We start from the raw sequence: 21,564 nt of genomic DNA, 5'->3' as shown, positions 1-21,564 counted from the left end.
TCCGCTTCTACTCATGGTAGAATAGAGAAAGAAAATGAACGGCTTTTTGCGTTTTTATATAGAAGCTATAACTACATAAACATGTATGACTGGAGGAAGACGGATTTGGATAAAAAGTTAGTACTCATAGATGGAAACAGCATTGCTTACCGTGCGTTTTTTGCGCTTCCGCTCTTGAATAATGATAAGGGGGTCCATACGAATTCCGTGTACGGATTCACCATGATGCTCAACCGCATTCTTGAAGAAGAAAAGCCAACGCACATACTTGTGGCATTCGATGCGGGTAAAACGACATTCAGACATGCATCATTTAAAGAATATAAGGGTGGGCGCCAAAAAACGCCGCCAGAATTATCGGAGCAATTCCCTTTCATTCGCGAACTGCTTGATTGTTTTCAAATAAAAAGGTATGAACTGGAGAACTACGAAGCCGATGATATTATCGGTACGCTGTCTTTACAAGCGGAAAAAGATGGTTTTGAAGTGAAGGTCATTTCCGGTGATAAGGATTTAACACAATTATCCTCCCCTAGTACGACGGTTTCCATCACGAAAAAGGGGATTACTGAAATTGAGGAATACACTCCAAAGCATATACATGAAAAATACGGTCTATCCCCTTTGCAAATCATTGATTTAAAAGGGTTGATGGGAGATGCTTCCGACAATATTCCCGGTATTCCAGGTGTTGGTGAAAAGACCGCCCTTAAATTATTGCATCAATTTGAAACGGTTGAAAACCTTCTGCAGTCGATTGATGAGGTAAGCGGACAAAAATTGAAAGAGAAAATAGAAGAACATAGAGACCTGGCCCTATTAAGCAAAGAGCTGGCTACGATAACGAGGGAAGCGCCACTTGAAGTTTCCGTAAACGAGACCGAGTACACTGGCATGGACCAGGATAGAGTCATCTCATTCTATAAGGAGCTTGGCTTTTCGACTTTGCTCGATAAATTGGATATAACGGAAAGTGCACCGCTTGAACAGGAGAAGATAGAGGTGCACACTGCCGAAATGACAGAAGCAATGTTTGCAGATGAAAGTGCCTTATATGTTGAGATATTAGAAGATAATTATCATCGTGCCGATATAATGGGGATCGCCATCAGTAATGAACAAGGTAATTTTTACTTCAATGGGGATGATGCTCTGAGTTCCGGGGCATTTAAATCCTGGGCAGAGGATGAAACAAAAAAGAAAACGGTATTCGATGCGAAGCGTACGGTTGTGGCACTGCGTCATCGAGGAGTCGAAATAAAGGGCATCGATTTTGATGTATTTTTGGCATCCTATATCCTGAATCCCGCAGAGTCAGTGGACGAAGTGGCAGAAATCACGAAAACACAAGGTGCGATCCGTCTTGAAACAGATGATGTTTTTTATGGAAAAGGTGCAAAACGCAAAATACCTGAGGAAGCGGAATTGAGGGAGCATATCGCCAGAAAATCGAAGGCGATCCTTTCTCTGAAAGAACCAATGATTGAAAAGCTGCAAGAGTTCGAGCAATTTCACCTATTTACGGAACTGGAGCTGCCACTGTCGATCATCCTGGCCAATATGGAATGGCAGGGAATCAAGGTGGATATAGGCCGATTGAAAAACATGGGACAGGAATTAGCCATTCGCTTAAGAAACATCGAAGCCCGAATTTTTGATTTGGCTGGAGAGGCGTTCAATATCAATTCACCTAAACAGCTCGGGGCCATCCTGTTTGAAAAGTTGGAGCTTCCTGTCATGAAGAAAACCAAAACAGGTTATTCGACTTCAGCCGATGTGCTGGAAAAACTGGAGAGCAAGCATGATATCGTTAAGGAGATATTGCTGTATCGCCAGCTTGGTAAGTTGCAATCAACTTATATTGAAGGGTTGCTTAAAGTGGTCAATGGCAAAACGGACAAGGTGCACACCCGGTTCAACCAAGCATTGACCCAGACCGGCCGGTTAAGTTCTACAGATCCCAATCTGCAGAATATCCCGATCAGACTGGAAGAAGGCAGGAAAATCAGGCAGGCCTTCATTCCTTCCGAAAAGGATTGGATCATTTTTGCTGCCGACTACTCCCAGATCGAGTTACGCGTCCTGGCGCATATCGCCAATGACAGCGGATTGGTGGAAGCATTCCAGGCCGGGATGGACATCCATACAAGGACAGCTATGGATGTATTCCATGTACCGGCAGAGCAAGTCACTTCGAACATGAGGCGCCATGCCAAAGCGGTCAACTTCGGAATCGTTTATGGTATAAGTGACTACGGGCTATCGCAAAGTCTTGGCATCACGAGAAAAGAAGCCGGAGAGTTCATCGAGAAGTATTTAAGAAGCTTTCCTGGTGTTCAGGAATATATGGAAGAAAGCATACATGAGGCCCGTCAAAAAGGATATAGCACGACTCTGATGCAAAGAAGGCGCTATATACCTGAGATAACAAGCAGGAATTTCAACATCAGGAGCTTTGCCGAACGGACAGCGATGAACACGCCGATTCAAGGCAGTGCCGCGGATATCATCAAGCTAGCCATGATAAACATGAATAAGCGCCTGAAACGGGAAGGTCTTAAAACGAGAATGCTTCTTCAGGTGCATGATGAATTGATTTTTGAAACTCCTCCTGAGGAACTCGAAATCCTTAAAGTGATCGTTCCGGAGGAAATGGAAAATGCCATTGAATTGAACGTGCCCCTTAAAGTGGATTATGCTTTCGGGCCAACATGGTTTGATGCCAAATAATAAAAGATAGGTGATTGCAATGCCAGAACTTCCAGAAGTGGAAACAGTCAGAAGAACGTTAGAGCAGCTCGTGCTCGGAAAAGAGATCAAGGAAGTGTCAGTCTTCTGGCCAAAGATCATAAAAGCGCCTGAGCCTGTCGAACAGTTTCAGGATGCTTTAAGGGGACAGACAATTTCTGGAATAGGCCGTCGGGGCAAGTTCCTCATTTTCACCTTGGATGATTATTCGTTGGTTTCGCATTTAAGAATGGAAGGGAAATACGGCGTGCATCCAAAAGAAGAGCCGTATGATAAGCATACCCATGTGATCTTCACTTTCACGGATGGCAGTGAACTTAGGTACAGGGATGTCCGGAAATTCGGAACGATGCATCTATTTGCCAAAGGGGAAGAACTTGAGCGGCTGCCACTGTTGCATTTAGGGCCTGAACCGCTGTCTGAAGATTTTACTGTCGAGGGGCTAAGTAGCAAGTTGGCAAGAACCAACAGGAAAATCAAGCCCGTTCTCCTTGATCAAACGGTTGTCGTCGGGATTGGGAATATATATGTAGACGAGTCGTTATTCCGTTCCGGTATCCATCCGGAGAGAATCGCTTCTTCACTCTCGTTGCAGGAAATCAAAACGTTGCATGCAGAAATCATTGCGACGTTAGGTGAAGCTGTGGAAAAAGGCGGGAGTACGATTCGTTCATACATTAATTCCCAAGGGCAAATCGGCATGTTTCAGTTGGAACTGAATGTTTATGGCCGAAAAGGCGAGAATTGCAAAATATGCGGCACGCCCCTTGAAAAACTGGTTGTTGCAGGACGCGGCACACATATTTGCCCGTCATGCCAGCCGCTAAAATAGTTAATGTTTTTTCAAACACATCGGATGGGCTCCATCCATATACTAGGGTAGCAACGAGTAGGGAAGGAGTATTATTCCGATGTGGCTACAAATTATTTTTCTCGCTTTTGCAGTTAGTATTGACGGATTTGGCGTAGGTTTGACATTCGGTATGCGGAAGATGAAAATCCCCTTAAGGTCAATAGCGGTCATCTCATTTTGTTCTGCATTGAGTTTAGGTATTGCGATGGTCATCGGACAATTCATCAGTCAGCTCATATCGATCGGGGCGGCTGAAAAAACGGGTGGCATCATCCTCATTTTCCTTGGTGCCTGGATGGTATACCAGTATTTTAAGCCTGAAAAAGATTTGAAAGAAGATAGATATCATGAAAAAATCATCTTTAATTTTGAAATTAAATCACTTGGGGTAGTCATTAATATTTTACAAAAACCATTGAATGCCGATTTTGATAAATCAGGTACGATTACGGGTGTTGAAGCGCTTGTTCTGGGGTTTGCACTTTCGCTGGATGCGTTCGGGGCCGGAGTTGGAGCGGCTATGATCGGCATTTCGCCGATTATCCTCGCAGGGTGCATCGCTGTTATGAGTTCAATTTTCATTTGGAGCGGAATTCAAAGCGGGAAATTGCTTTCAAATAATAAAGTTGTCCAGCATTTGACCTTTCTTCCAGGTGTACTATTGATTATCATCGGTTTATTCAAGTTATGATGCATGGTTAAAAGGGGGAGCTTATGGGACAAATCATTGGAATCACCGGAGGCATCGCCAGTGGGAAAAGCACCGTCAGCCTTTGTTTACAGGAACTCGGATTCACGATTGTCGATGCAGATCTGGCTTCCCGTGCTGTCGTTGAGCCAGGAGAAGAGGCCTATCATCAAGTTGTGAAGGCATTTGGTGAAGATATCTTATTGCCGGATGGGAATATAGATCGCGTAAAGCTCGGGTCGATCATATTTAATGATCAGGAAAAGAGATTGCTATTGAATGGCATCGTGCATCCTGCCGTCAGGAATTGGATGCGCCTCAAAACGGAAGAGGCACTATCATCAGGGGAAGAAACGGTGTTCATGGATATTCCGCTCCTATTCGAAAGTAAGCTGACATTCATGGTGGAAAAGTCGCTTTTGATCTATGTGGATGAGCAAGTTCAATTGCAGCGATTAATGAACAGGAATGGTCTTTCGGAGACGGAGGCACTTGCCAGGATCAATTCGCAAATGCCCTTGGCCGATAAAAAGGCTTTAGCGGATGCCGTCATCGACAATAATGGGGACATTAATGAAACGAAGAGGCAAGTGAAGTCCATACTTAGCGAATGGCATGTCATATAATTATGATAAAAAGAAGAAACCACCCGGTTTCTTCTTTTTGTGTTGAAAAAATAAGTACAATCCGCATTTTTATTAGCACAATTCCTTTGAATTATGTTATACTAATTACATGTGAAGGGTAATAAGTATAACATTAATATTTTCTGGAGGGTCCGAACAATGAATTCAAGAATAGCGATTAACGGGTTTGGGAGAATTGGAAGAATGGTTTTCCGAAAGGCCATATTAGATGAGAGTTTGGACATTGTTGCCATTAATGCAAGCTATCCAGCTGAAACTTTAGCACACTTACTAAAATATGATACGATACATGGAAAATTCGACGGTATCATTATAGCGGAAGATGATTCACTAATAGTGAATGGCCGCCGAGTAAAACTAATAAATAACCGCGATCCAAAGCTATTGCCTTGGAAAGAGATGAACATAGATATTGTAATTGAAGCTACGGGCAAATTCAATGATCGTTCTAAAGCGGCTCTTCATTTAGATGCAGGAGCAAAAAGAGTTATTTTATCAGCGCCGGGTAAAAATGAAGACGTTACCATTGTAATGGGTGTAAATCAGGAAGTGCTGGAAATTGACAAGCATTTCGTCATATCTAATGCATCTTGTACAACCAACTGTCTTGGACCGGTTGCAAAAGTGCTTGATGAAAAATTCGGCATAAACAACGGTTTAATGACAACGATCCATTCTTATACAAATGATCAAAATAATATTGATAACCCGCACAAAGACTTAAGACGTGCCCGTGCCGCTGCGGAAAGCATGATTCCTACGACTACAGGAGCTGCAAAAGCCATCTCACTAGTGTTGCCGCAATTAAAAGGCAAGCTTCATGGAATGGCGATCCGCGTACCGACACCTAACGTATCTCTAGTTGATCTTGTTGTGGATTTAAACCGTGATGTCACGATTGATGAAGTGAACCAAGCCTTCATCGATGCTTCAGAGAATGAACTCAAAGGAATTATGGAATTCACGATGGAACCTTTAGTTTCAAGTGATTTCAAAACGAATCCTCACTCTGCAATCATCGATGGTTTGACGACGATGATGATTGGGGACAGGAAAGTGAAAGTCCTTGCATGGTATGATAATGAGTGGGGTTACTCCAACCGGGTAGTGGATCTTGTGAAATTGGTGGGATCCGAGTTGAAAAAAACTTCCGAAGTCGAACTATCAGTAAAATAATGAAATAAAATCGAGCCTGCTAAAATTTTTTAGCGGGCTCAGTTTGTAGTCAAAAGGGTTTCAAAATGGTCACATTCCGAAACCTTTTTGATTTTTATTGGATTTGAAGCAGTTATAGAGAATGTTGACCCAACGCATACCATGCTTTTCTTTTGCATCTGCGGCAACTGCTCTTGGTTTTCCAACTTTCTCAATCACTTGTTTAACCAGAGGCTCTAAGATATGAATATCATGCGTATTTCCGGGTCGTCCCCAACATAAATCCATTGCGGTTTGATGCCGCATGAAACGAATAGGCAAACTTGTTTTGTTCGTTCATCCTTCAAATAGTAGCTACTCTCAGTATCAGTTGAACTGTCCTTAATCTCCTTGGTTTCTTCCTTAAATAGACTGTAGGTAAAAGGTGTTCTATCTTACTGTTAAAACAAAGTTGATTGGAACGGAAGGTACGAGGCTCCTGCGGGAAAAGCGCGTCCAAGGGAGACCCCAAAGGCGCCATGGCGCCGAGGAGGCTCCCGGAACGCCCGCGGAAAGCGAGTGCCCTACGTTCCAATCAACGGACAAATATAAAAAACCTAAAAAACAGTAGACAAACTCAATTATTATCGGGTTTGTCAACAGTCTGAGCCTGCTAAAATTTTTTAGCGGGCTATTTTTAATGCAGTGATCCATCAATTCCTGGCTGCTTTAAGGCGCTGAATAAACCCGGAAAACAGAATTCCCCCCACATTGGAACCTTCGCTATATCCCTATTACATATAAAGTTTATCTTTCCAAAATTTCAATTTGGAGTTGCAAAAAAAATTCAAACCATATATACTATGAATCGTGAACTTCTTCAAAAGCGGTTTGCATGATGGCTACTTAAAGGGTTAGGACCTCTTTGGACTAACTTTCCCCCGTGGTAGTTATCAGAACTTATTTTTAAATCATGGTAAGGGGGAAGCTTAATATGGAAACAGCTTACACTATGGAAACAATGGGTAGACATGTCATTTCTGAACTTTGGGGTTGTGACTTTGAAAAACTGAACAATATCGATTTAATTGAAAAGATTTTTGTTGATGCTGCTTTGAAATCAGGTGCAGAGGTACGGGAAGTTGCCTTTCACAAATTTGCTCCACAAGGAGTCAGCGGGGTTGTCATCATTTCTGAATCACACTTAACGATTCACAGTTTTCCAGAACACGGCTATGCGAGCATCGATGTCTATACATGCGGTAACTTGGATCCGAATATTGCGGCAGATTATATTGCAGAAGCTTTGAATGCGCAAACACGTGAAAACATAGAATTACCACGTGGATTAGGTCCTGTACAAATGAAAAAAGCTAATATAAGTGCCCTATAAAAAACACGTATACACAGAGATGCCATGGGTGCATCTCTTTTTTAATGCAATGAATCGGCAGCCTGCTCACTTTATAGCTAAGGATTGCCTTGTAGCACAAAGACCTTGATAAAGGTGCTCCAAGGGCAGAACGAATGTGCCTGCTGCTGGAAGTTACACTTTTTACTTGTACTGGCCGTTCCTTTTAATATAAGATTAAGATAGAGAAGTAAATCCTTGGGGAACATTTAGATAGGGGAGTCCTACATAAAATACGGAGCTGATAATGATGAAATGCCCATCATGTCAATATAACGGAACAAGAGTGCTCGATTCCAGGCCAGTCGATGAAAGTAAATCGATTCGACGACGCCGTGAATGTGAGGCATGTGGTTTTCGATTCACGACATTTGAAAAGGTGGAGGAAACACCGCTTATTGTAGTGAAAAAGGGCGGGACACGGGAAGAGTTCAGTCGTGATAAAATCCTGCGTGGCTTAATCAGGGCTTGCGAAAAACGCCCGGTTCCCTTGAAGGAACTAGAGCAAATTACCAGTTATGTAGAAAAAGAACTGCGCAACCAGGGCATATCGGAAGTGAAAAGCGACAATGTCGGCGAAATGGTAATGGACAAGCTGGCGGAAGTCGATGAGGTTGCCTATGTAAGGTTCGCATCCGTCTATCGGCAATTTAAAGATATCAATGTCTTTATCGATGAATTGAAAGATTTAATAAATAAGGAAAGAAAGTAGAGCTGAAGATTCACTTTGGCTCTTTTTTCACTACATCTTTTGAAAGGTTTGAATGGAGATGTCAATGCATTGGCAAGAATTGCTCCCAGCGGATTCATATTTGGTCTCATCTGCGGGGCTGCTTCATGATTATGATCGGAAAATACTTACCCGACTATATCAACCTCTTATTGGACCTATCTGCATTAGCCTATATATGACGTTATGGAGTGAGCTGGAGGAAAACAGGCTATGGTCGGAATCCTCCTCACATTATCAATTAATGAATACCATCGGCCTTAAGTTAGGTGATATTTACGAAGCACGCCTTTTACTTGAAGGAATTGGTCTGTTGAATGTATATAAGAAATCGAAAAATGAAACGAAGGAATTCATCTATGAGTTAAACCCGCCGCTTTCCCCGCAGCAGTTTTTCACGGATGGAATGCTGAATATTTACTTGTACAAAAAAATCGGCAAAGCGCAATTCAACCGGTTAAAAAGATTCTTTTGTGATGATCATATCTTAACCGATCAATATGAAGGTGTGACTAAATCTTTTGCGGAAGTATTCTCATCAGATCATTTGGACTCTTTATATGTAACGGATGAAGCGAAGAACGAATGGAAACCGATGCCTGAACAGCAATTCATCGATCGGACGGAGGGCGTCGAGCCATCGGGATTTGATGACTTATTTGATTTTGACCTTTTATTTGCCGGGATGAAATCCTCAATCGTACCGAAAAAGGCCTTTACTCCGAAAATAAAAAGTACGATTGCCAAACTTGCTTTTTTATATGGCATTGATCCGCTGGAAATGCAAAAACTAGTAATGGATGCCGTTTCATTGGATGATGAGATCGATGAGGAAGTGCTCAGAAAGGCGGCAAGGGACTGGTACCAGATCGAACGGCAGGCAGATATGCCTTCCCTAGTCAATCGGGTGCAGCCGATTCGTGAACGGACACAAAAAGAAGAACCGAAAACACAGGAACAAGAGTTAATCCGTCATTTGGAGACGATTTCCCCAAGGGAGCGACTGATGCAATTGTCTGGCGGTGCAGAGCCATCAAGCGGTGATTTAAAAGTGGTTGAGGGCGTGATGATCAATCAAAAGCTGAATCCGGGTGTCGTCAATGTCTTGATTGAATACGTCATGCTCAAAACGGATATGAAGTTCACGAAGGGCTATGTGGAAAAGCTGGCAGGCCATTGGGCACGGCTGAAGGTCTCTACGGTCGTCGAGGCGATGGAACTAGCTAAAAATGAACATAGGAAATATCAGGACTGGGCTCAAGGAAGCAGGAATGCTGCGAAGGGTAGCCGGAAAAAGGCGATACGGGAAGAAGTGGTTCCGGAGTGGCTTGAGAAAAAAGAAGAAGCACAGCTGGAGCAGAATGCAGATCAGCCTGAATTGAATGCCCAGAAACGCGAGCTACAGGAGAAATGGAAGCAGTGGAAAGCAGGAGGTGAAATGAACGATGGAAAAGATTAATAGATCCCTTAATAAATTGGCCAATACAAACCAATTTCAACAGCGTTATGAAAAGCTGAAACAGGAGATTTTTGAAGACGAACAAGTGCGGTTATTTTTGAATGCCAACAGTTCGACGGTCACGAAGGAAATGATTGATAAAAACTTGGGGAAGCTTTATGAGTTCACTTCACAAAGCAATAAATGTGATAAATGTCCAAGCTTGAATGGCTGCATCAATATGATGCAAGGGTATTATCCCAAATTGGTGGTTCAAGGGAAGGCCCTGAACCTGAATTATGAAATCTGCCCGCGGAAATTGGCAGAGGATGAAAAGCGGAAACGGGAAAAATTGATCCGCAGCCTGTATGTACCGAAGGATATTTTAAGGGCGACCATTGAGGACTTTACTCAAACGGATAATGAAAACAAACGCTTGGGTGTTTTAAGTAAGGCGATGTCGTTCATTATGGAATATGAGCCAGGTAAAATGCAAAAAGGCTTATATATATATGGGAAATTCGGTGTTGGGAAAACGTACTTATTAGGTGCGATTGCCAATGAACTTGCAGAAAGGCAAATTTCCTCCCTTATTGTCTATGTCCCTGACTACTTGCGGGAACTTAAGGGGTCGATAGGTGATAATACGGTCAATGAAAAAATTGAGATGGTGAAAACGGCGCCTGTCCTCATGCTGGATGATATTGGAGCGGAGTCCATGACGAGCTGGGGACGCGATGAGGTTTTTGGTCCGATTTTGCAATTTAGGATGCTGGAAAACCTGCCGACGTTTTTCACTTCGAATTTTGACCTGAATGGCCTGGAAAACCACCTAACCTTTTCACAGCGTGGTGAGAAGGAAGAAGTGAAGGCGGCCAGGATAATGGAAAGAATTCAATATTTAGCGGAGCCGGTCAAGCTGGATGGCTTGAATCGGAGAAGATGAAGGAAAGTGGTCTCTTAATGGAGGTCACTTTTTTCTTTTTACAAGGCCCATCCTACTTCTAAACACGTCCCCATCCCCATATACATGAACAAAGAAGCAAGGGGGAAGGGGGGATGTCGTAGTGCAAATTTCGTTTCAAAACGATTCAGAGGCAATGAAATTACTGAATTTTGTTTCTGTCCATCCACTGGGGGCAGAATTTCAAGCATACATTCGATTTCTTCCGCAACAAGGCATGCATGTGGATATGACGAAGTCTTCAGGTGATAAATGGCTAATTCTGCTTCGTGATGCATTTCATTCTTTTTTATTGGAAGAAAAGACGCTTCCTGTTCTGGAGCAAATAATAGTCGGTAAATTTTTTTATAGGGAACGGGAAGAAATTGAAGCCATCATTGAAATTGCATCATCGATCATCGAGGTGGAAAGAGCCAGGAATCAAGATGGAGCATTCAGTACGGAGAAACGATTGATTGAGGAAGGACTTCAAAGCATCTTGGCTGGGAAGGTATCTTTTTCATTCGATTCTTTTACGACCTTCCGTTTAAAATCATTTCAGCACACTTTGGAAAAGTATGTCGTTAAGGCTATTGATGAATACAAGCTGGAACAGGACTATCAAAATTTCATTGCCACTCTCCGTGATTGCCTTCATGGGCAGGAGTCGAAATTAAGAAAGCTGCACCTGGTCAACCGGGATGGTTTTCATTTCTATGATCAGAAATTCAGCAAACTCGACCGGCCAAAAATCAATAGTATGATCGACAGGAGGCTTCTTGTCAAAAGTTCACTTTTTCTCGATACGGTGATACTTGCCCCGCTTTTATCGATTGCACCCGAAAACTTGTGCATCTATACCGATGACAAGGAAGAAGGGCTGATCCAGACCATTTCAAGGATTTTCGAAGAACGGGCGACCATCTTGCCACTTTCGTCATTTTCGATGCATTTGAATGATCTTTCGTGGAAAAAAGAAAATTAACCTTGATTTTCACCGTATAACAAATTATAATTTCCTACATACTATTAAAAAACTAAAAGTTATGATGAGGACAAGGGTATTCTAGTCGCCGATTATCAGAGAGGGGAGCCAACAGGCTGTAAGCTTCCTATTCGCATGGAACACTTACCACCTTTAAACTTCGGCTCGGAAAGCAGGCATTCTGCGAATATGAGCTGACGGGAAGCTGCCGTTACCAAGTTACAAGTGCCATTTTGCCGTGAAAAGCAAGCTGGAACGAGGGTGGAACCGCGGGTTAATGATATTTATTACTAAGCTCGTCCCTGTTTTATACAGGGGCGGGCTTTTTTGTGTTGTAATGGAATCAAAAACCTGTAATTTGTTCGAACAATAAGAAGGAGTGAAACTGAATGTCAGAATTACTGAAAATATCTTTTCCTGACGGAGCGGTTAAGGAGTTTGCTAAAGGCACAACAACTGAAGACATCGCTGCATCCATCAGTCCTGGTTTAAGGAAAAAATCCATTGCCGGAAAATTCAATGGTGAATTATATGATTTGAAACGTCCGATTGAACAAGATGGTACAATCGAAATCGTCACACAGGACGCAGCGGATGCTCTTGAAGTATTGCGTCACAGTACAGCACACTTGATGGCACAAGCGATCAAACGTTTGTACAAAAACGCTAAATTCGGCGTAGGTCCGGTCATCGAGGGCGGCTTTTACTATGATATGGATCTGGAGGAATCATTGACTCCCGAAGACCTTCCATTGATTGAAAAAGAAATGAAGAAAATCGTCAACGAAAACTTGGAAATTTCCCGCATCGAAGTGAGTCGTGATGAAGCGATTTCCCGTTTTAAAGAAATCGGCGACGAGTATAAATTGGAGTTGATCGATGCGATTCCTGCCGATCAGCAGGTAACGCTTTATGAGCAGGGGGAATTTTTTGACCTTTGTCGTGGAATTCATGTTCCATCAACGGGGAAAATCAAAGAGTTCAAGCTATTGAGCATCGCTGGAGCATACTGGAGAGGCGATAGCAAAAACAAAATGCTTCAACGCATTTACGGTACGGCTTTCTATAAAAAAGAAGATTTGGCCGAACACCTCCGTTTCCTTGAAGAAGCCAAGGAACGTGACCATCGTAAAATCGGTAAAGAATTGAACTTGTTCATGAGCTCACAGAAAGTGGGGCAAGGGTTGCCGATGTGGTTGCCAAAAGGCGCGACCATCCGTCGGACAATCGAAAGATATATCGTGGACAAGGAAGAACGATTGGGTTATGACCATGTCTACACACCTGTAATGGGAAGCGTGGACCTTTATAAAACATCTGGACACTGGGATCATTACCAGGACGGCATGTTCCCTGTCATGGAAATGGAAAACGAACAGCTTGTCCTGCGTCCGATGAACTGTCCGCATCACATGATGGTCTATAAAAACAGTATCCACAGCTACCGCGAACTGCCAATTCGGATTGCCGAGCTAGGCTTGATGCACCGCTATGAAATGTCAGGTGCCCTTTCAGGCCTCCAGCGTGTACGTGGAATGACATTGAATGATGCGCACATTTTCGTCCGTCCCGACCAAATCAAAGAAGAGTTCAAGCGCGTTGTGAACCTGGTTCTGGAAGTATATAAAGATTTCGATATCAAGGATTATTCATTCCGACTGTCTTATCGCGATCCTCAGGATACAGAAAAATACTTCGATGATGATGACATGTGGGAAAAAGCACAAAGCATGTTAAAAGGCGCCATGGATGAACTTGGCCTGGATTACTTTGAAGCGGAAGGTGAAGCGGCATTCTACGGTCCTAAGCTTGATGTTCAGGTGCGTACTGCCTTAGGGAAAGATGAAACGCTTTCCACTGTTCAGCTTGATTTCTTGCTTCCTGAACGTTTTGATCTTAATTACGTCGGTGAGGACGGCAAACAGCACCGTCCGGTCGTTATCCACCGCGGCGTCGTTTCCACAATGGAACGTTTTGTCGCTTACTTGATCGAAGAATACAAGGGGGCATTCCCGACTTGGCTTGCACCTATCCAAGCGCAAGTGATTCCGGTCTCACCTGAAGTGCACTTGGATTATGCGAAAGAAGTACAGGAAAAACTTAAAGCGCAAGGCATTCGTGTCGACCTGGATACACGTGACGAGAAAATCGGTTACAAAATCCGTGAAGCGCAAATGCAAAAAATCCCGTACATGCTGGTTGTTGGAGACAATGAAGTCAAAGAAGGCAGCGTGAATGTACGTAAATATGGTGAACAAAAATCCGAAACGATCGCTTTTGAAGATTTCGTTTCAGCGATTAAGGCGGAAGTAAGCCGTTAAAAGCAAAAAGAGGGGCACATATAGTTGTGTCCCTCTTCTTAATTAAGGCATGATAAAATGAAAACATCATGTGAAAATATGTACAGCAATGAAAAGGAGGGTCAGCATGAAAAAGAAATTTTCTTATCTATTCGGACCGACATTTCTTGTCATCATTATCTTATTGTTATTGGATGATTATCGACAATATGCCATTGTCCCGGTCCTGCTTTTTTGGATAGTCCTATTTTCCTGGGACACCATTGAGAAAAAGAAAAAGGCGAAAGAAAACTCTTAGCATTTGATCGCTTCGATCAGTATGGACTGTAACCAAAGGGGGAGTGGGGATAAATGGAGATTAGAAAGGCTTCAAGGAAAGACGCGTGTAACCTGGCTGCTCTGTTCAATCATGTTGAAGATTCCGGGTATATGCTGTTCAACCCTGGGGAAAGAAAAGCGACGGGGAAACAAATGGAAAAGCAAATGGAGCAAATCGAAAAAAATCCCCTTTCCGTTTTCCTCGTTGCTGCTAGCGGCCATGAGTTGAAAGGTTATTTACTCTTATTGGGCAATCAAATGAGCCGAACGAGGCATTCAGCCAAAATCGTCATCGGCATCAATGAACAGGACAGAGGAAAAGGTATCGGTACGAAGCTATTTCAGAAAATGGAGGAGCATGCACGGACAAACGAAATACGGCGCCTGGAATTGTCCGTCATCGCAAACAACGCCATTGCGCTTTCCTTATATCGAAAGATGGGTTTTGAAAAGGAAGGAATAAAGCGGGAATCACTGTTTTTTGATGGAAAGTATCATGATGAATATTTTTTGTCCAAATTACTTTAAAAAACGTATTGTCAAATAACTGAATGTCTGATAATATTAATTTTGTTGTGAAAAACGAATAAAATTTAGCATTTGACAAGTCATCAGTGTTTATGATATATTTCTAAAGTGAATTGAATACGTGTTTGATGAAAAGAAGAAGCACCCGCTTCTCACCTGGTTGACGCAAACAATGCAGTTAACAGGTCATGATTTGATTATTTGGATCTTTCTGAATGAGTCTATCAGTGTGGGTGCAGCATGCATCCACACTTTTTTATTATGATTATATCCTGTAAGCGAGTTGTGAGCGTGACCGAATTTATTCAAATATTCGTATTCGCCAATATCTTTGGAGGTGGCTAACTATTAGTAAAGACGCGATGGTAAACGAGGGCATCCGAGCCCGTGAAGTTCGTCTTATTGACCAAAACGGAGAACAACTTGGAATTAAAACGAAATTCGAAGCATTGGAAATTGCCGCTCGTGTAAATCTTGATCTAGTTTTAGTTGCTGCAAATGCAAAGCCTCCGGTAGCCCGGATCATGGACTACGGAAAACACCGCTTCGAGCAGCAAAAGAAAGACAAGGAAGCACGTAAAAATCAAAAAGTCATCAGTCTGAAAGAGGTTCGTTTGAGCCCGACGATTGAAGAACATGATTTCAATACGAAGCTTCGCAACGGTATTAAATTCCTTGAAAAAGGCGATAAAGTAAAAGCTTCTATCCGATTCAAAGGACGTGCCATTACGCATAAGGAAATTGGTCAACGTGTACTCGTTCGTTTTTCTGAAGCATGTAAAGAAGTGGCTACAATCGAGCAACACCCAAAAATGGACGGGCGCAGCATGTTCATTATCTTAGCACCGAAAAACGAAAAGTAATTGTAAAGTAATTTGTAATGAGGAGGAATACCTTATGCCTAAAATGAAAACTCACCGCGGATCTGCTAAACGTTTCAAAAAGACTGGATCCGGCAAACTTAAGCGTTCTAACGCTTACACAAGCCATTTATTTGCTAACAAATCTACTAAGCAAAAGCGTAAGCTTCGCAAAGCTAGCCTTGTAAGCAAAGGTGACTTCAAACGTATTCGTCATATGCTAGACAACATTAAATAAGTTCGATTTATCGAGTTAAATAGGAGGGAAATAACATGCCACGTGTAAAAGGCGGTACTGTTACTCGCAAACGTCGTAAAAAGGTAATAAAATTAGCTAAAGGTTACTATGGCGCGAAACATATTCTTTTCAAAGTAGCTAACCAACAAGTAATGAAGTCAGGGAACTATGCTTTCCGTGACCGTCGTCAAAAGAAACGTGATTTCCGCAAACTTTGGATCACTCGTATCAACGCTGCAGCACGCATCAACGGTCTTTCTTACAGCCGTTTAATGCATGGTCTAAAGCTTGCTGGTATCGAAGTGAACCGCAAAATGCTTGCTGATCTTGCTGTTGCTGACGAACAAGCTTTTGCTCAATTAGCAACTGCTGCTAAACAACAATTAGACAAATAAGTCTGACTGATAAAGCCACTCTCTTTTCAAGAGGGTGGCTTTTTACATATTTAAAGGAGGGAATGAGAATGCAAGGAGTATGGTTCATTGCTGCTTATATGATCATCACGAACATCATCGGATTTGCCTTAATGGGAATCGACAAAAGGAAAGCGCGTAATGGGGAGTTCCGGATCAGCGAAAGGACACTTTGGTTTTGGGCGGTCATAGGCGGGGGGACTGGGTCCTTTTTGGGGATGAAACAATTCCGCCATAAGACGAAGCATGCCGCTTTTAAGTGGGGCCTGCCCCTATTGATGATTCTTCAGATAGCCTTATTGATCAAGATATTCATTCAATTGTAATATGTAGCCCGTATGATGTATATGCTTGTAGAAGCAGCAAAGAGTAGCTGGAGGGAGAGCATGAATGATAAACTGACACTTGTGATGAGCTACGTTCAATCTGGAAGCGTGTTTGCACCGTTGATTTTTATCACTTTTCATTTATTAAGGCAATTTTTATTCATTCCCGTCATTGTGGTTTGCATGTCTGGCGGAGTATTATTCGGGGCTGCCTTTGGAACCATCTATTCGGTAATCGGTTTGACGTTGTCCAGTATGGCCTTTTATTTCGTGATAGGCAAATTTCCGAAAACAAAGGATAGGCTGCTGCGGCTAAAGAATAAGCTGTTTGGAAATCGAAAGCTAAATAGCCGGCAAATTGCAGTACTGAGGCTAATACCATTCATACACTTTTACTTACTGTCGCTTTGCTTATTGGAATCCAATAAAGGGCTGAAAAATTATTTTTATCTATCCTTCATGACCAATCTCCCTGTAGCATTCGTATACACGGTTTTTGGCCACTATATTGCAGATTTCAGTCCAACGATGATCGTCATCATTTTATTATCCTTAACCTTATTGATATATTTATTGAGAGAGAAGCAGACGGTCGTCCCTTGGAAGGAATTTTTTCGTTCAGATGATTAATATAGAGCCTTGAGTCCATTTTTCTCAAGGCTCTTCATTACGTTTAATTTTTTTCATTTTTGTAAAAACTCCTTAACCGGGCTCTTCCAATCAATAACGGCATCCGGATAATGTTTTTTAATGGCTTCCTCGATTTTTAAGAAGTCATTTCGCTTCAAGCCTTTCAGGCCGGCCATTTTTTTAGGCCATATGAAGATGGAGATGACCTCGAAGGAGCGTTCCGTCGTCCCTAAATACTTTTCCCCTTCAAACATCACCCCGTTGTACGTCAATAAAAAATTCTTTCGTATATTGGCTGTATCGTCGAGCAGAAAGAACTTTTTCTGTTCATGTGCAAGTTCTAATTTTCTTTTCGGATTAAATAGGTATTTGATGACTGTATATATTAAGAAAATAATGAGAGTCAAAAGAATGAACCGCATGATCAATACCATGGTTCTACCTCCTTAAACAGAGTGATTCCCTTCATTTACGTATGGGTTTTTAATAAGTTTCATTTATTTGATATAATTTAGGGGAAGACGATAGAAAGAAGTGATGAAAATGAACATAGGTAAATTAATGGAAATGCAGGCAGCTTTGGACGAGCATATACAATCAAAGCATGATTTGGGTGCTGAAGATTTAGTGGAACGGAAGATACTTGCTCTTTTAGTGGAGCTTGGAGAGCTTGCCAATGAAACAAGATGTTTTAAATTCTGGAGTCTTAAAGGCCCCTCTGATAAAGAAACGATATTGGCTGAATACGTGGATGGCATTCATTTCATTTTGTCACTTGGAATCGAACGGGGATTTGTACCGGAAGTTCCATCCGCCCTCAAGGTGAATCAGGAGGATTTGACGGTTCAATTTACTGCTATTTACGGCTACATCAGTGAATTTCGCACACAGTTGACAGAGGCATCTTTCCAAAAGGTTTTTGCTGCGTATTTACATTTAGGGGAGTTGCTTGGATTTTCAGCAGTGGATGTGGAAAAAGCATATGTAAGCAAAAATGAAGTGAATTACGAAAGGCAAAAGCAAGGCTACTGATTGTTTATGCAATCGATTATCTGTATAATTATTCTTGTAATGTAAGTTATAGGGAGGTATAAGTATGGCTCAATTGGATGAAACGTTAAGGATGCTTGCTGACTTAACGGATGCTAAAGGCATCGCAGGAAATGAAAGTGAAGTAAGAAAAGTGATGACCGAATACATAACACCATTTGCGGATGAAATATCGACAGATGGCCTGGGAAGTTTGATTGCCAAGAAAACGGGTGATGAAAACGGACCGAAAATCATCGTTACCGGGCATATGGACGAGGTCGGTTTCATGATCACCCAAATTGATGATAAAGGATTTTTGCGTTTCCAGCCGGTAGGGGGTTGGTGGTCACAAGTAATGCTGGCCCAGCGCGTGACGATCGTTACAAGTAAAGGTGATCTAACTGGCATTATCGGTTCCAAGCCGCCGCACATCCTGTCAGCGGAGGCGCGGAAGAAGCCGGTTGATATTAAGGATATGTTTATTGATATCGGTGCATCCAGCAAAGAAGAGGTTAAGGAATGGGGCGTCAAGCCAGGGGATATGGTTGTGCCATATTTTGAATTCACGGTCATGAATAATGAAAAGATGCTGCTTGCCAAAGCCTGGGACAATCGAATTGGCTGTGCAATCGCCATTGATGTGCTTAAACAGCTGAAAGACAGCGACCATCCTAATGTAGTTTATGGAATTGGCGCTGTGCAAGAAGAGGTCGGCCTGCGTGGCTCCAAAACATCCACATTCAAAATTCAGCCGGATATCGGTTTTGCCGTCGATGTTGGCATTGCTGGTGATACACCGGGGGTTTCCGAAAAAGAAGCGATGAGTAAGATGGGTGAAGGCCCGCAAATCGTCATCTATGATTCATCGATGGTGGCACATAAGGGATTACGCGATTTCGTCACCGACACGGCTGATGAAATGAATATTCCTTATCAATATGAATCGATTCCAGGCGGCGGGACGGATGCCGGCTCCATCCATTTAACTGCAAATGGTGTTCCCGCACTGGCAATCACGATTGCCACACGCTACATTCATTCACACGCAGCAATGCTCCACCGGGATGATTATGAGAATGCAGTTAAGCTCATTGTCGAAGTGATCAAACGTCTCGATCGTGAAGCGGTTGATCGGATCATTTATGAGTAATATAGAAAGTTAAAAATGGAGAGACCTAATCAGGTCATCTCCATTTTCTTTTCCTTATTTCTACTTATCTTCGACGATTATATAGACCGCTTTGATGGGACCATGGACGCCGACGACAAGGTCCATTTCGATATCAGCAGAATTGCTCGGCCCTGTTATGAAGTTGATGCAGGAAGGAACGACTTCGCCCCGGGTAACTTTTGAACGGATGGCCGCTGCAGCCTGTGTCATTCGCGGAACGATGGTGCTTTTTGGAATGATGGAAACATGACAGGAAGGAAGGAAGCTGATGGAACGGCCATGGTCCTTATCGCTGAACAAGACGACGGTCGCTGATTCTGCTAGTGTCATCTCACTGAATGTGATTCCGATGTTAGCACTTTCTGCTTTTTCGATATTTTCTTTCCCGGCTTGGTGATCCCATATATGGACATCTTTTTCCTTTAAGATACCCTCCAATCCATAGTCGGAAAATCGATCGTCCTTAGGAATGATCAAGGGTCCGTTTCCAAGTTCCTCGATCACCTGTTTTAAACAATGCATCACTTGCTTGGAGTCGGTAACGTGAAACTGAGTATGCACCCGTTTACATTGCTCCTCCAATTCCGCAACAAGATCATTTGGTGTCGCATGTTTCAAAACTTCTTTTTGGGGGGCGTGCTTCCATTCCGGAACGGAGATGCCTTCCGTAATAGGAGCCCTTCCCAGGTTTTTGGCTATATTGTTTAAAAATGTCCCTTCATTATGGATGGTTCCATTCATGATGGTTTCCCTCCTTTTTCCCGATTTTTGAACCAATCTCGAAAGCTCTCTTTCCCTGGAGCAGGGAACTCGCGGCTTTCTGTCCAAGTTTTGAGTGGTCCCGGTCCTTTCGAGATGATATCCCCCGTTTTAAAAGGAGACATCGCGGATGGGGCCATTTTGGAGCCGAACTTATAAAGCATAGGCGAGGCCGCACCGATTCCGAAGGCTTTCATGGCCATCTTTTCTGAGAATGGCGCCATTTTTTCCTTTTCAACGATGACTTCACGATGCTTCCTCAGTAAGTCATGGAGAGGAATCTTAACCGGACAGGCATCTGTACAGGCTGCACAAAGAGTGGAGGCATATGGCAGCTCCTTGAAATCATCATACCCCCCGAGTAAGGGGGAAAGCACAGCACCGATTGGTCCTGGATATATTGAACCATATGAATGACCGCCAACCTGGCGATAAACCGGGCAAACATTTATACAGGCAGCACATCGAATGCATTGAAGAACGGATTGAAACTCAGTTCCTAAAATGGAGGAGCGTCCATTATCTACGATCACAAGGTGAAATTCCTCGGGGCCGTCTACATCTCCTTCATCACGCGGTCCCGTAAGTGCGGTGATGTAACTGGTCAACCTTTGGCCGACAGCGCTTCTTGTCAATAAGCTGACAAGGACTTCGAATTCATCGAATGTAGGTACAAGCCGTTCCATTCCCATCACGGTGATTTGCGTTTTTGGGAGGGCAGTGACCAAATCGGCATTTCCTTCATTCGTCACCAAACCGATCGAGCCCGTTTCCGCAATAGCGAAATTACAGCCAGTAATGCCCACATCGGCGCTTAAGAAATCTTTCCGCAGAATGCCCCGCACATGGGCGGTAAGCTCTTCCGGTTTTTCGGTTTGCGTATATGCAAGCTTTTCTTTAAAAACATCCCTAATCTGCTCCTTATTTTTATGGAGAGCAGGTGCGACGATATGGGAAGGGGGATCATGATCATCCACTTGTAGAATATATTCACCAAGGTCCGTTTCAACGACATCGAGGCCAACTGCTTCAAGAGTCGCATTCAAATTGATCTCTTCCGTGACCATCGATTTGGATTTCACGACCTTTTTGGCATTCTTTTTTACAATGACATCCTTAATGTAGCCGCTTGCTTCTTCAGCGGTTTCAGCGAAGAAGACATGACCGCCCCTTTTCGAAACGTTTTCTGCAAGCTGGTGCAAATAGAAATCAAGGTTACTAAGCACATGCTGCCGGATTTCTTCCCCAAGGGACCGCCAATCCTCCCAGCTTCCCAATTCATCAACGGCAGTCAGACGCCTTCCGTGTAATCGTTCTTGGGCACTCGATACGGCCAATCGCATAAAATCATTATGTATTCCTTCATCCACCCGGTCTTTAAACTTGGCAGAGCTGGTTTTCATAGCCATTAG

The 21,564-nt window shown here is 42.9% G+C and carries 23 protein-coding genes, 1 pseudogene and 1 other annotated feature; of the genes and pseudogenes, 20 read left to right on the top strand and 4 right to left on the bottom strand.

From position 1 onward, the window contains the following. Positions 1–105: 105 nt before the first annotated feature. The 5 genes from polA to MKY17_RS20385 all read left to right on the top strand — a co-directional run bounded on the left by polA (position 106) and on the right by MKY17_RS20385 (position 6,112). On the top strand, positions 106–2,730 hold the full coding sequence (polA, locus tag MKY17_RS20405; RefSeq protein ID WP_339200513.1) for a DNA polymerase I: 2,625 nt from the start codon (positions 106–108) through the stop codon (positions 2,728–2,730). Positions 2,731–2,749: 19 nt separating this feature from the next. Then, positions 2,750–3,580 (top strand): DNA-formamidopyrimidine glycosylase, encoded by an 831-nt coding sequence (gene mutM, locus MKY17_RS20400; protein WP_144526566.1) that lies wholly within the window; start codon positions 2,750–2,752, stop codon positions 3,578–3,580. Between the two features lie 79 nt (positions 3,581–3,659). Beyond that, positions 3,660–4,292 (top strand): sporulation membrane protein YtaF, encoded by a 633-nt coding sequence (gene ytaF / locus MKY17_RS20395; protein ID WP_098369992.1) that lies wholly within the window; start codon positions 3,660–3,662, stop codon positions 4,290–4,292. A 23-nt stretch (positions 4,293–4,315) separates the two neighbouring features. After that, positions 4,316–4,915 (top strand): dephospho-CoA kinase, encoded by a 600-nt coding sequence (coaE, locus tag MKY17_RS20390; RefSeq protein WP_339200511.1) that lies wholly within the window; start codon positions 4,316–4,318, stop codon positions 4,913–4,915. A 159-nt stretch (positions 4,916–5,074) separates the two neighbouring features. Beyond that, positions 5,075–6,112, top strand: a complete 1,038-nt coding sequence (locus tag MKY17_RS20385) for a glyceraldehyde-3-phosphate dehydrogenase (RefSeq protein WP_098369994.1) — start codon at positions 5,075–5,077, stop codon at positions 6,110–6,112. 153 nt (positions 6,113–6,265) lie between these two features. On the opposite strand, the pseudogene MKY17_RS20380 reads toward MKY17_RS20385, so the two are convergent. After that, positions 6,266–6,498 (bottom strand): annotated as a pseudogene (locus tag MKY17_RS20380) (IS5/IS1182 family transposase); the annotation flags it as partial. A gap of 584 nt (positions 6,499–7,082) precedes the next feature. Between MKY17_RS20380 and speD the strand changes: the two are divergent. From speD to MKY17_RS20315, 13 genes are all read left to right on the top strand, one after another. After that, a complete protein-coding gene (speD, locus tag MKY17_RS20375) occupies positions 7,083–7,463 on the top strand; it encodes an adenosylmethionine decarboxylase (protein WP_034311443.1) in 381 nt (126 codons plus the stop codon). 268 nt (positions 7,464–7,731) lie between these two features. After that, on the top strand, positions 7,732–8,193 hold the full coding sequence (nrdR, locus tag MKY17_RS20370; RefSeq protein ID WP_057911467.1) for a transcriptional regulator NrdR: 462 nt from the start codon (positions 7,732–7,734) through the stop codon (positions 8,191–8,193). Positions 8,194–8,257: 64 nt separating this feature from the next. Further along, positions 8,258–9,670 carry a DnaD domain protein gene (locus tag MKY17_RS20365; RefSeq protein WP_286176894.1) on the top strand — a complete coding sequence of 471 codons (1,413 nt, stop codon included), beginning with the start codon at positions 8,258–8,260 and terminating at the stop codon, positions 9,668–9,670. Continuing rightward, entirely contained in the window at positions 9,657–10,595 is a 939-nt protein-coding gene (gene dnaI / locus MKY17_RS20360; RefSeq protein WP_098369997.1) for a primosomal protein DnaI, read from the top strand. Before MKY17_RS20365 ends, dnaI begins: the two co-directional genes overlap by 14 nt. 121 nt (positions 10,596–10,716) lie before the next feature. Next, entirely contained in the window at positions 10,717–11,577 is an 861-nt protein-coding gene (gene ytxC / locus MKY17_RS20355) for a sporulation protein YtxC (RefSeq protein WP_141993892.1), read from the top strand. Positions 11,578–11,966: 389 nt separating this feature from the next. Further along, on the top strand, positions 11,967–13,898 hold the full coding sequence (gene thrS / locus MKY17_RS20350) for a threonine--tRNA ligase (protein ID WP_098369999.1): 1,932 nt from the start codon (positions 11,967–11,969) through the stop codon (positions 13,896–13,898). Between the two features lie 106 nt (positions 13,899–14,004). Then, positions 14,005–14,175: a hypothetical protein gene (locus MKY17_RS20345; protein WP_179085987.1), complete on the top strand. Its 171-nt coding sequence runs from the start codon at positions 14,005–14,007 to the stop codon at positions 14,173–14,175. Positions 14,176–14,228: 53 nt separating this feature from the next. Then, complete coding sequence (locus MKY17_RS20340) at positions 14,229–14,723, top strand: GNAT family N-acetyltransferase (protein WP_339200507.1); 495 nt, start codon at positions 14,229–14,231, stop codon at positions 14,721–14,723. A 127-nt stretch (positions 14,724–14,850) separates the two neighbouring features. After that, positions 14,851–14,987: a sequence feature (ribosomal protein L20 leader region), on the top strand. A gap of 98 nt (positions 14,988–15,085) precedes the next feature. Next, positions 15,086–15,586, top strand: a complete 501-nt coding sequence (infC, locus tag MKY17_RS20335) for a translation initiation factor IF-3 (RefSeq protein ID WP_034309072.1) — start codon at positions 15,086–15,088, stop codon at positions 15,584–15,586. A gap of 34 nt (positions 15,587–15,620) precedes the next feature. Continuing rightward, positions 15,621–15,821 (top strand): 50S ribosomal protein L35, encoded by a 201-nt coding sequence (gene rpmI, locus MKY17_RS20330; protein WP_034309070.1) that lies wholly within the window; start codon positions 15,621–15,623, stop codon positions 15,819–15,821. A gap of 35 nt (positions 15,822–15,856) precedes the next feature. Beyond that, a complete protein-coding gene (gene rplT / locus MKY17_RS20325; RefSeq protein ID WP_034309067.1) occupies positions 15,857–16,216 on the top strand; it encodes a 50S ribosomal protein L20 in 360 nt (119 codons plus the stop codon). Between the two features lie 68 nt (positions 16,217–16,284). Next, positions 16,285–16,560, top strand: a complete 276-nt coding sequence (locus tag MKY17_RS20320; RefSeq protein ID WP_098370001.1) for a DUF1294 domain-containing protein — start codon at positions 16,285–16,287, stop codon at positions 16,558–16,560. A 60-nt stretch (positions 16,561–16,620) separates the two neighbouring features. Continuing rightward, complete coding sequence (locus MKY17_RS20315; protein ID WP_098370002.1) at positions 16,621–17,190, top strand: VTT domain-containing protein; 570 nt, start codon at positions 16,621–16,623, stop codon at positions 17,188–17,190. Positions 17,191–17,243: 53 nt separating this feature from the next. Here MKY17_RS20315 and MKY17_RS20310 read toward each other — a convergent pair whose 3' ends face one another. Beyond that, positions 17,244–17,624 carry a sigma-w pathway protein ysdB gene (locus tag MKY17_RS20310; protein ID WP_339200506.1) on the bottom strand — a complete coding sequence of 127 codons (381 nt, stop codon included), beginning with the start codon at positions 17,622–17,624 and terminating at the stop codon, positions 17,244–17,246. A gap of 109 nt (positions 17,625–17,733) precedes the next feature. Here MKY17_RS20310 and MKY17_RS20305 point away from each other — a divergent pair, with 109 nt between their 5' ends. After that, the gene (locus MKY17_RS20305) at positions 17,734–18,222 is read left to right on the top strand and encodes a dUTP diphosphatase (protein ID WP_098370004.1); all 489 of its coding nucleotides are present in this window, start codon (positions 17,734–17,736) and stop codon (positions 18,220–18,222) included. A gap of 64 nt (positions 18,223–18,286) precedes the next feature. After that, positions 18,287–19,372, top strand: coding sequence for a M42 family metallopeptidase (locus tag MKY17_RS20300; RefSeq protein ID WP_098370005.1), 1,086 nt, complete (start codon positions 18,287–18,289; stop codon positions 19,370–19,372). 60 nt (positions 19,373–19,432) lie between these two features. On the opposite strand, the gene MKY17_RS20295 is transcribed toward MKY17_RS20300, so the two are convergent. Together MKY17_RS20295 and MKY17_RS20290 are read right to left on the bottom strand one after the other, a co-directional pair. Then, positions 19,433–20,137: a lactate utilization protein C gene (locus tag MKY17_RS20295; RefSeq protein ID WP_220126993.1), complete on the bottom strand. Its 705-nt coding sequence runs from the start codon at positions 20,135–20,137 to the stop codon at positions 19,433–19,435. Further along, entirely contained in the window at positions 20,131–21,561 is a 1,431-nt protein-coding gene (locus MKY17_RS20290; protein WP_098370007.1) for a LutB/LldF family L-lactate oxidation iron-sulfur protein, read from the bottom strand. The genes MKY17_RS20295 and MKY17_RS20290 overlap by 7 nt, the downstream gene beginning before the upstream one ends. Between the last annotated feature and the right edge of the window lie 3 nt (positions 21,562–21,564).

Origin of the sequence: Peribacillus sp. FSL P2-0133 (assembly GCF_037975445.1) — a bacterium.
GTDB classification, from domain to species: domain Bacteria; phylum Bacillota; class Bacilli; order Bacillales; family DSM-1321; genus Peribacillus; species Peribacillus simplex_E.
The sequence above is the reverse complement of the archived record's forward strand: the minus strand, read 5'-3'. Positions and strand labels throughout refer to the sequence as shown.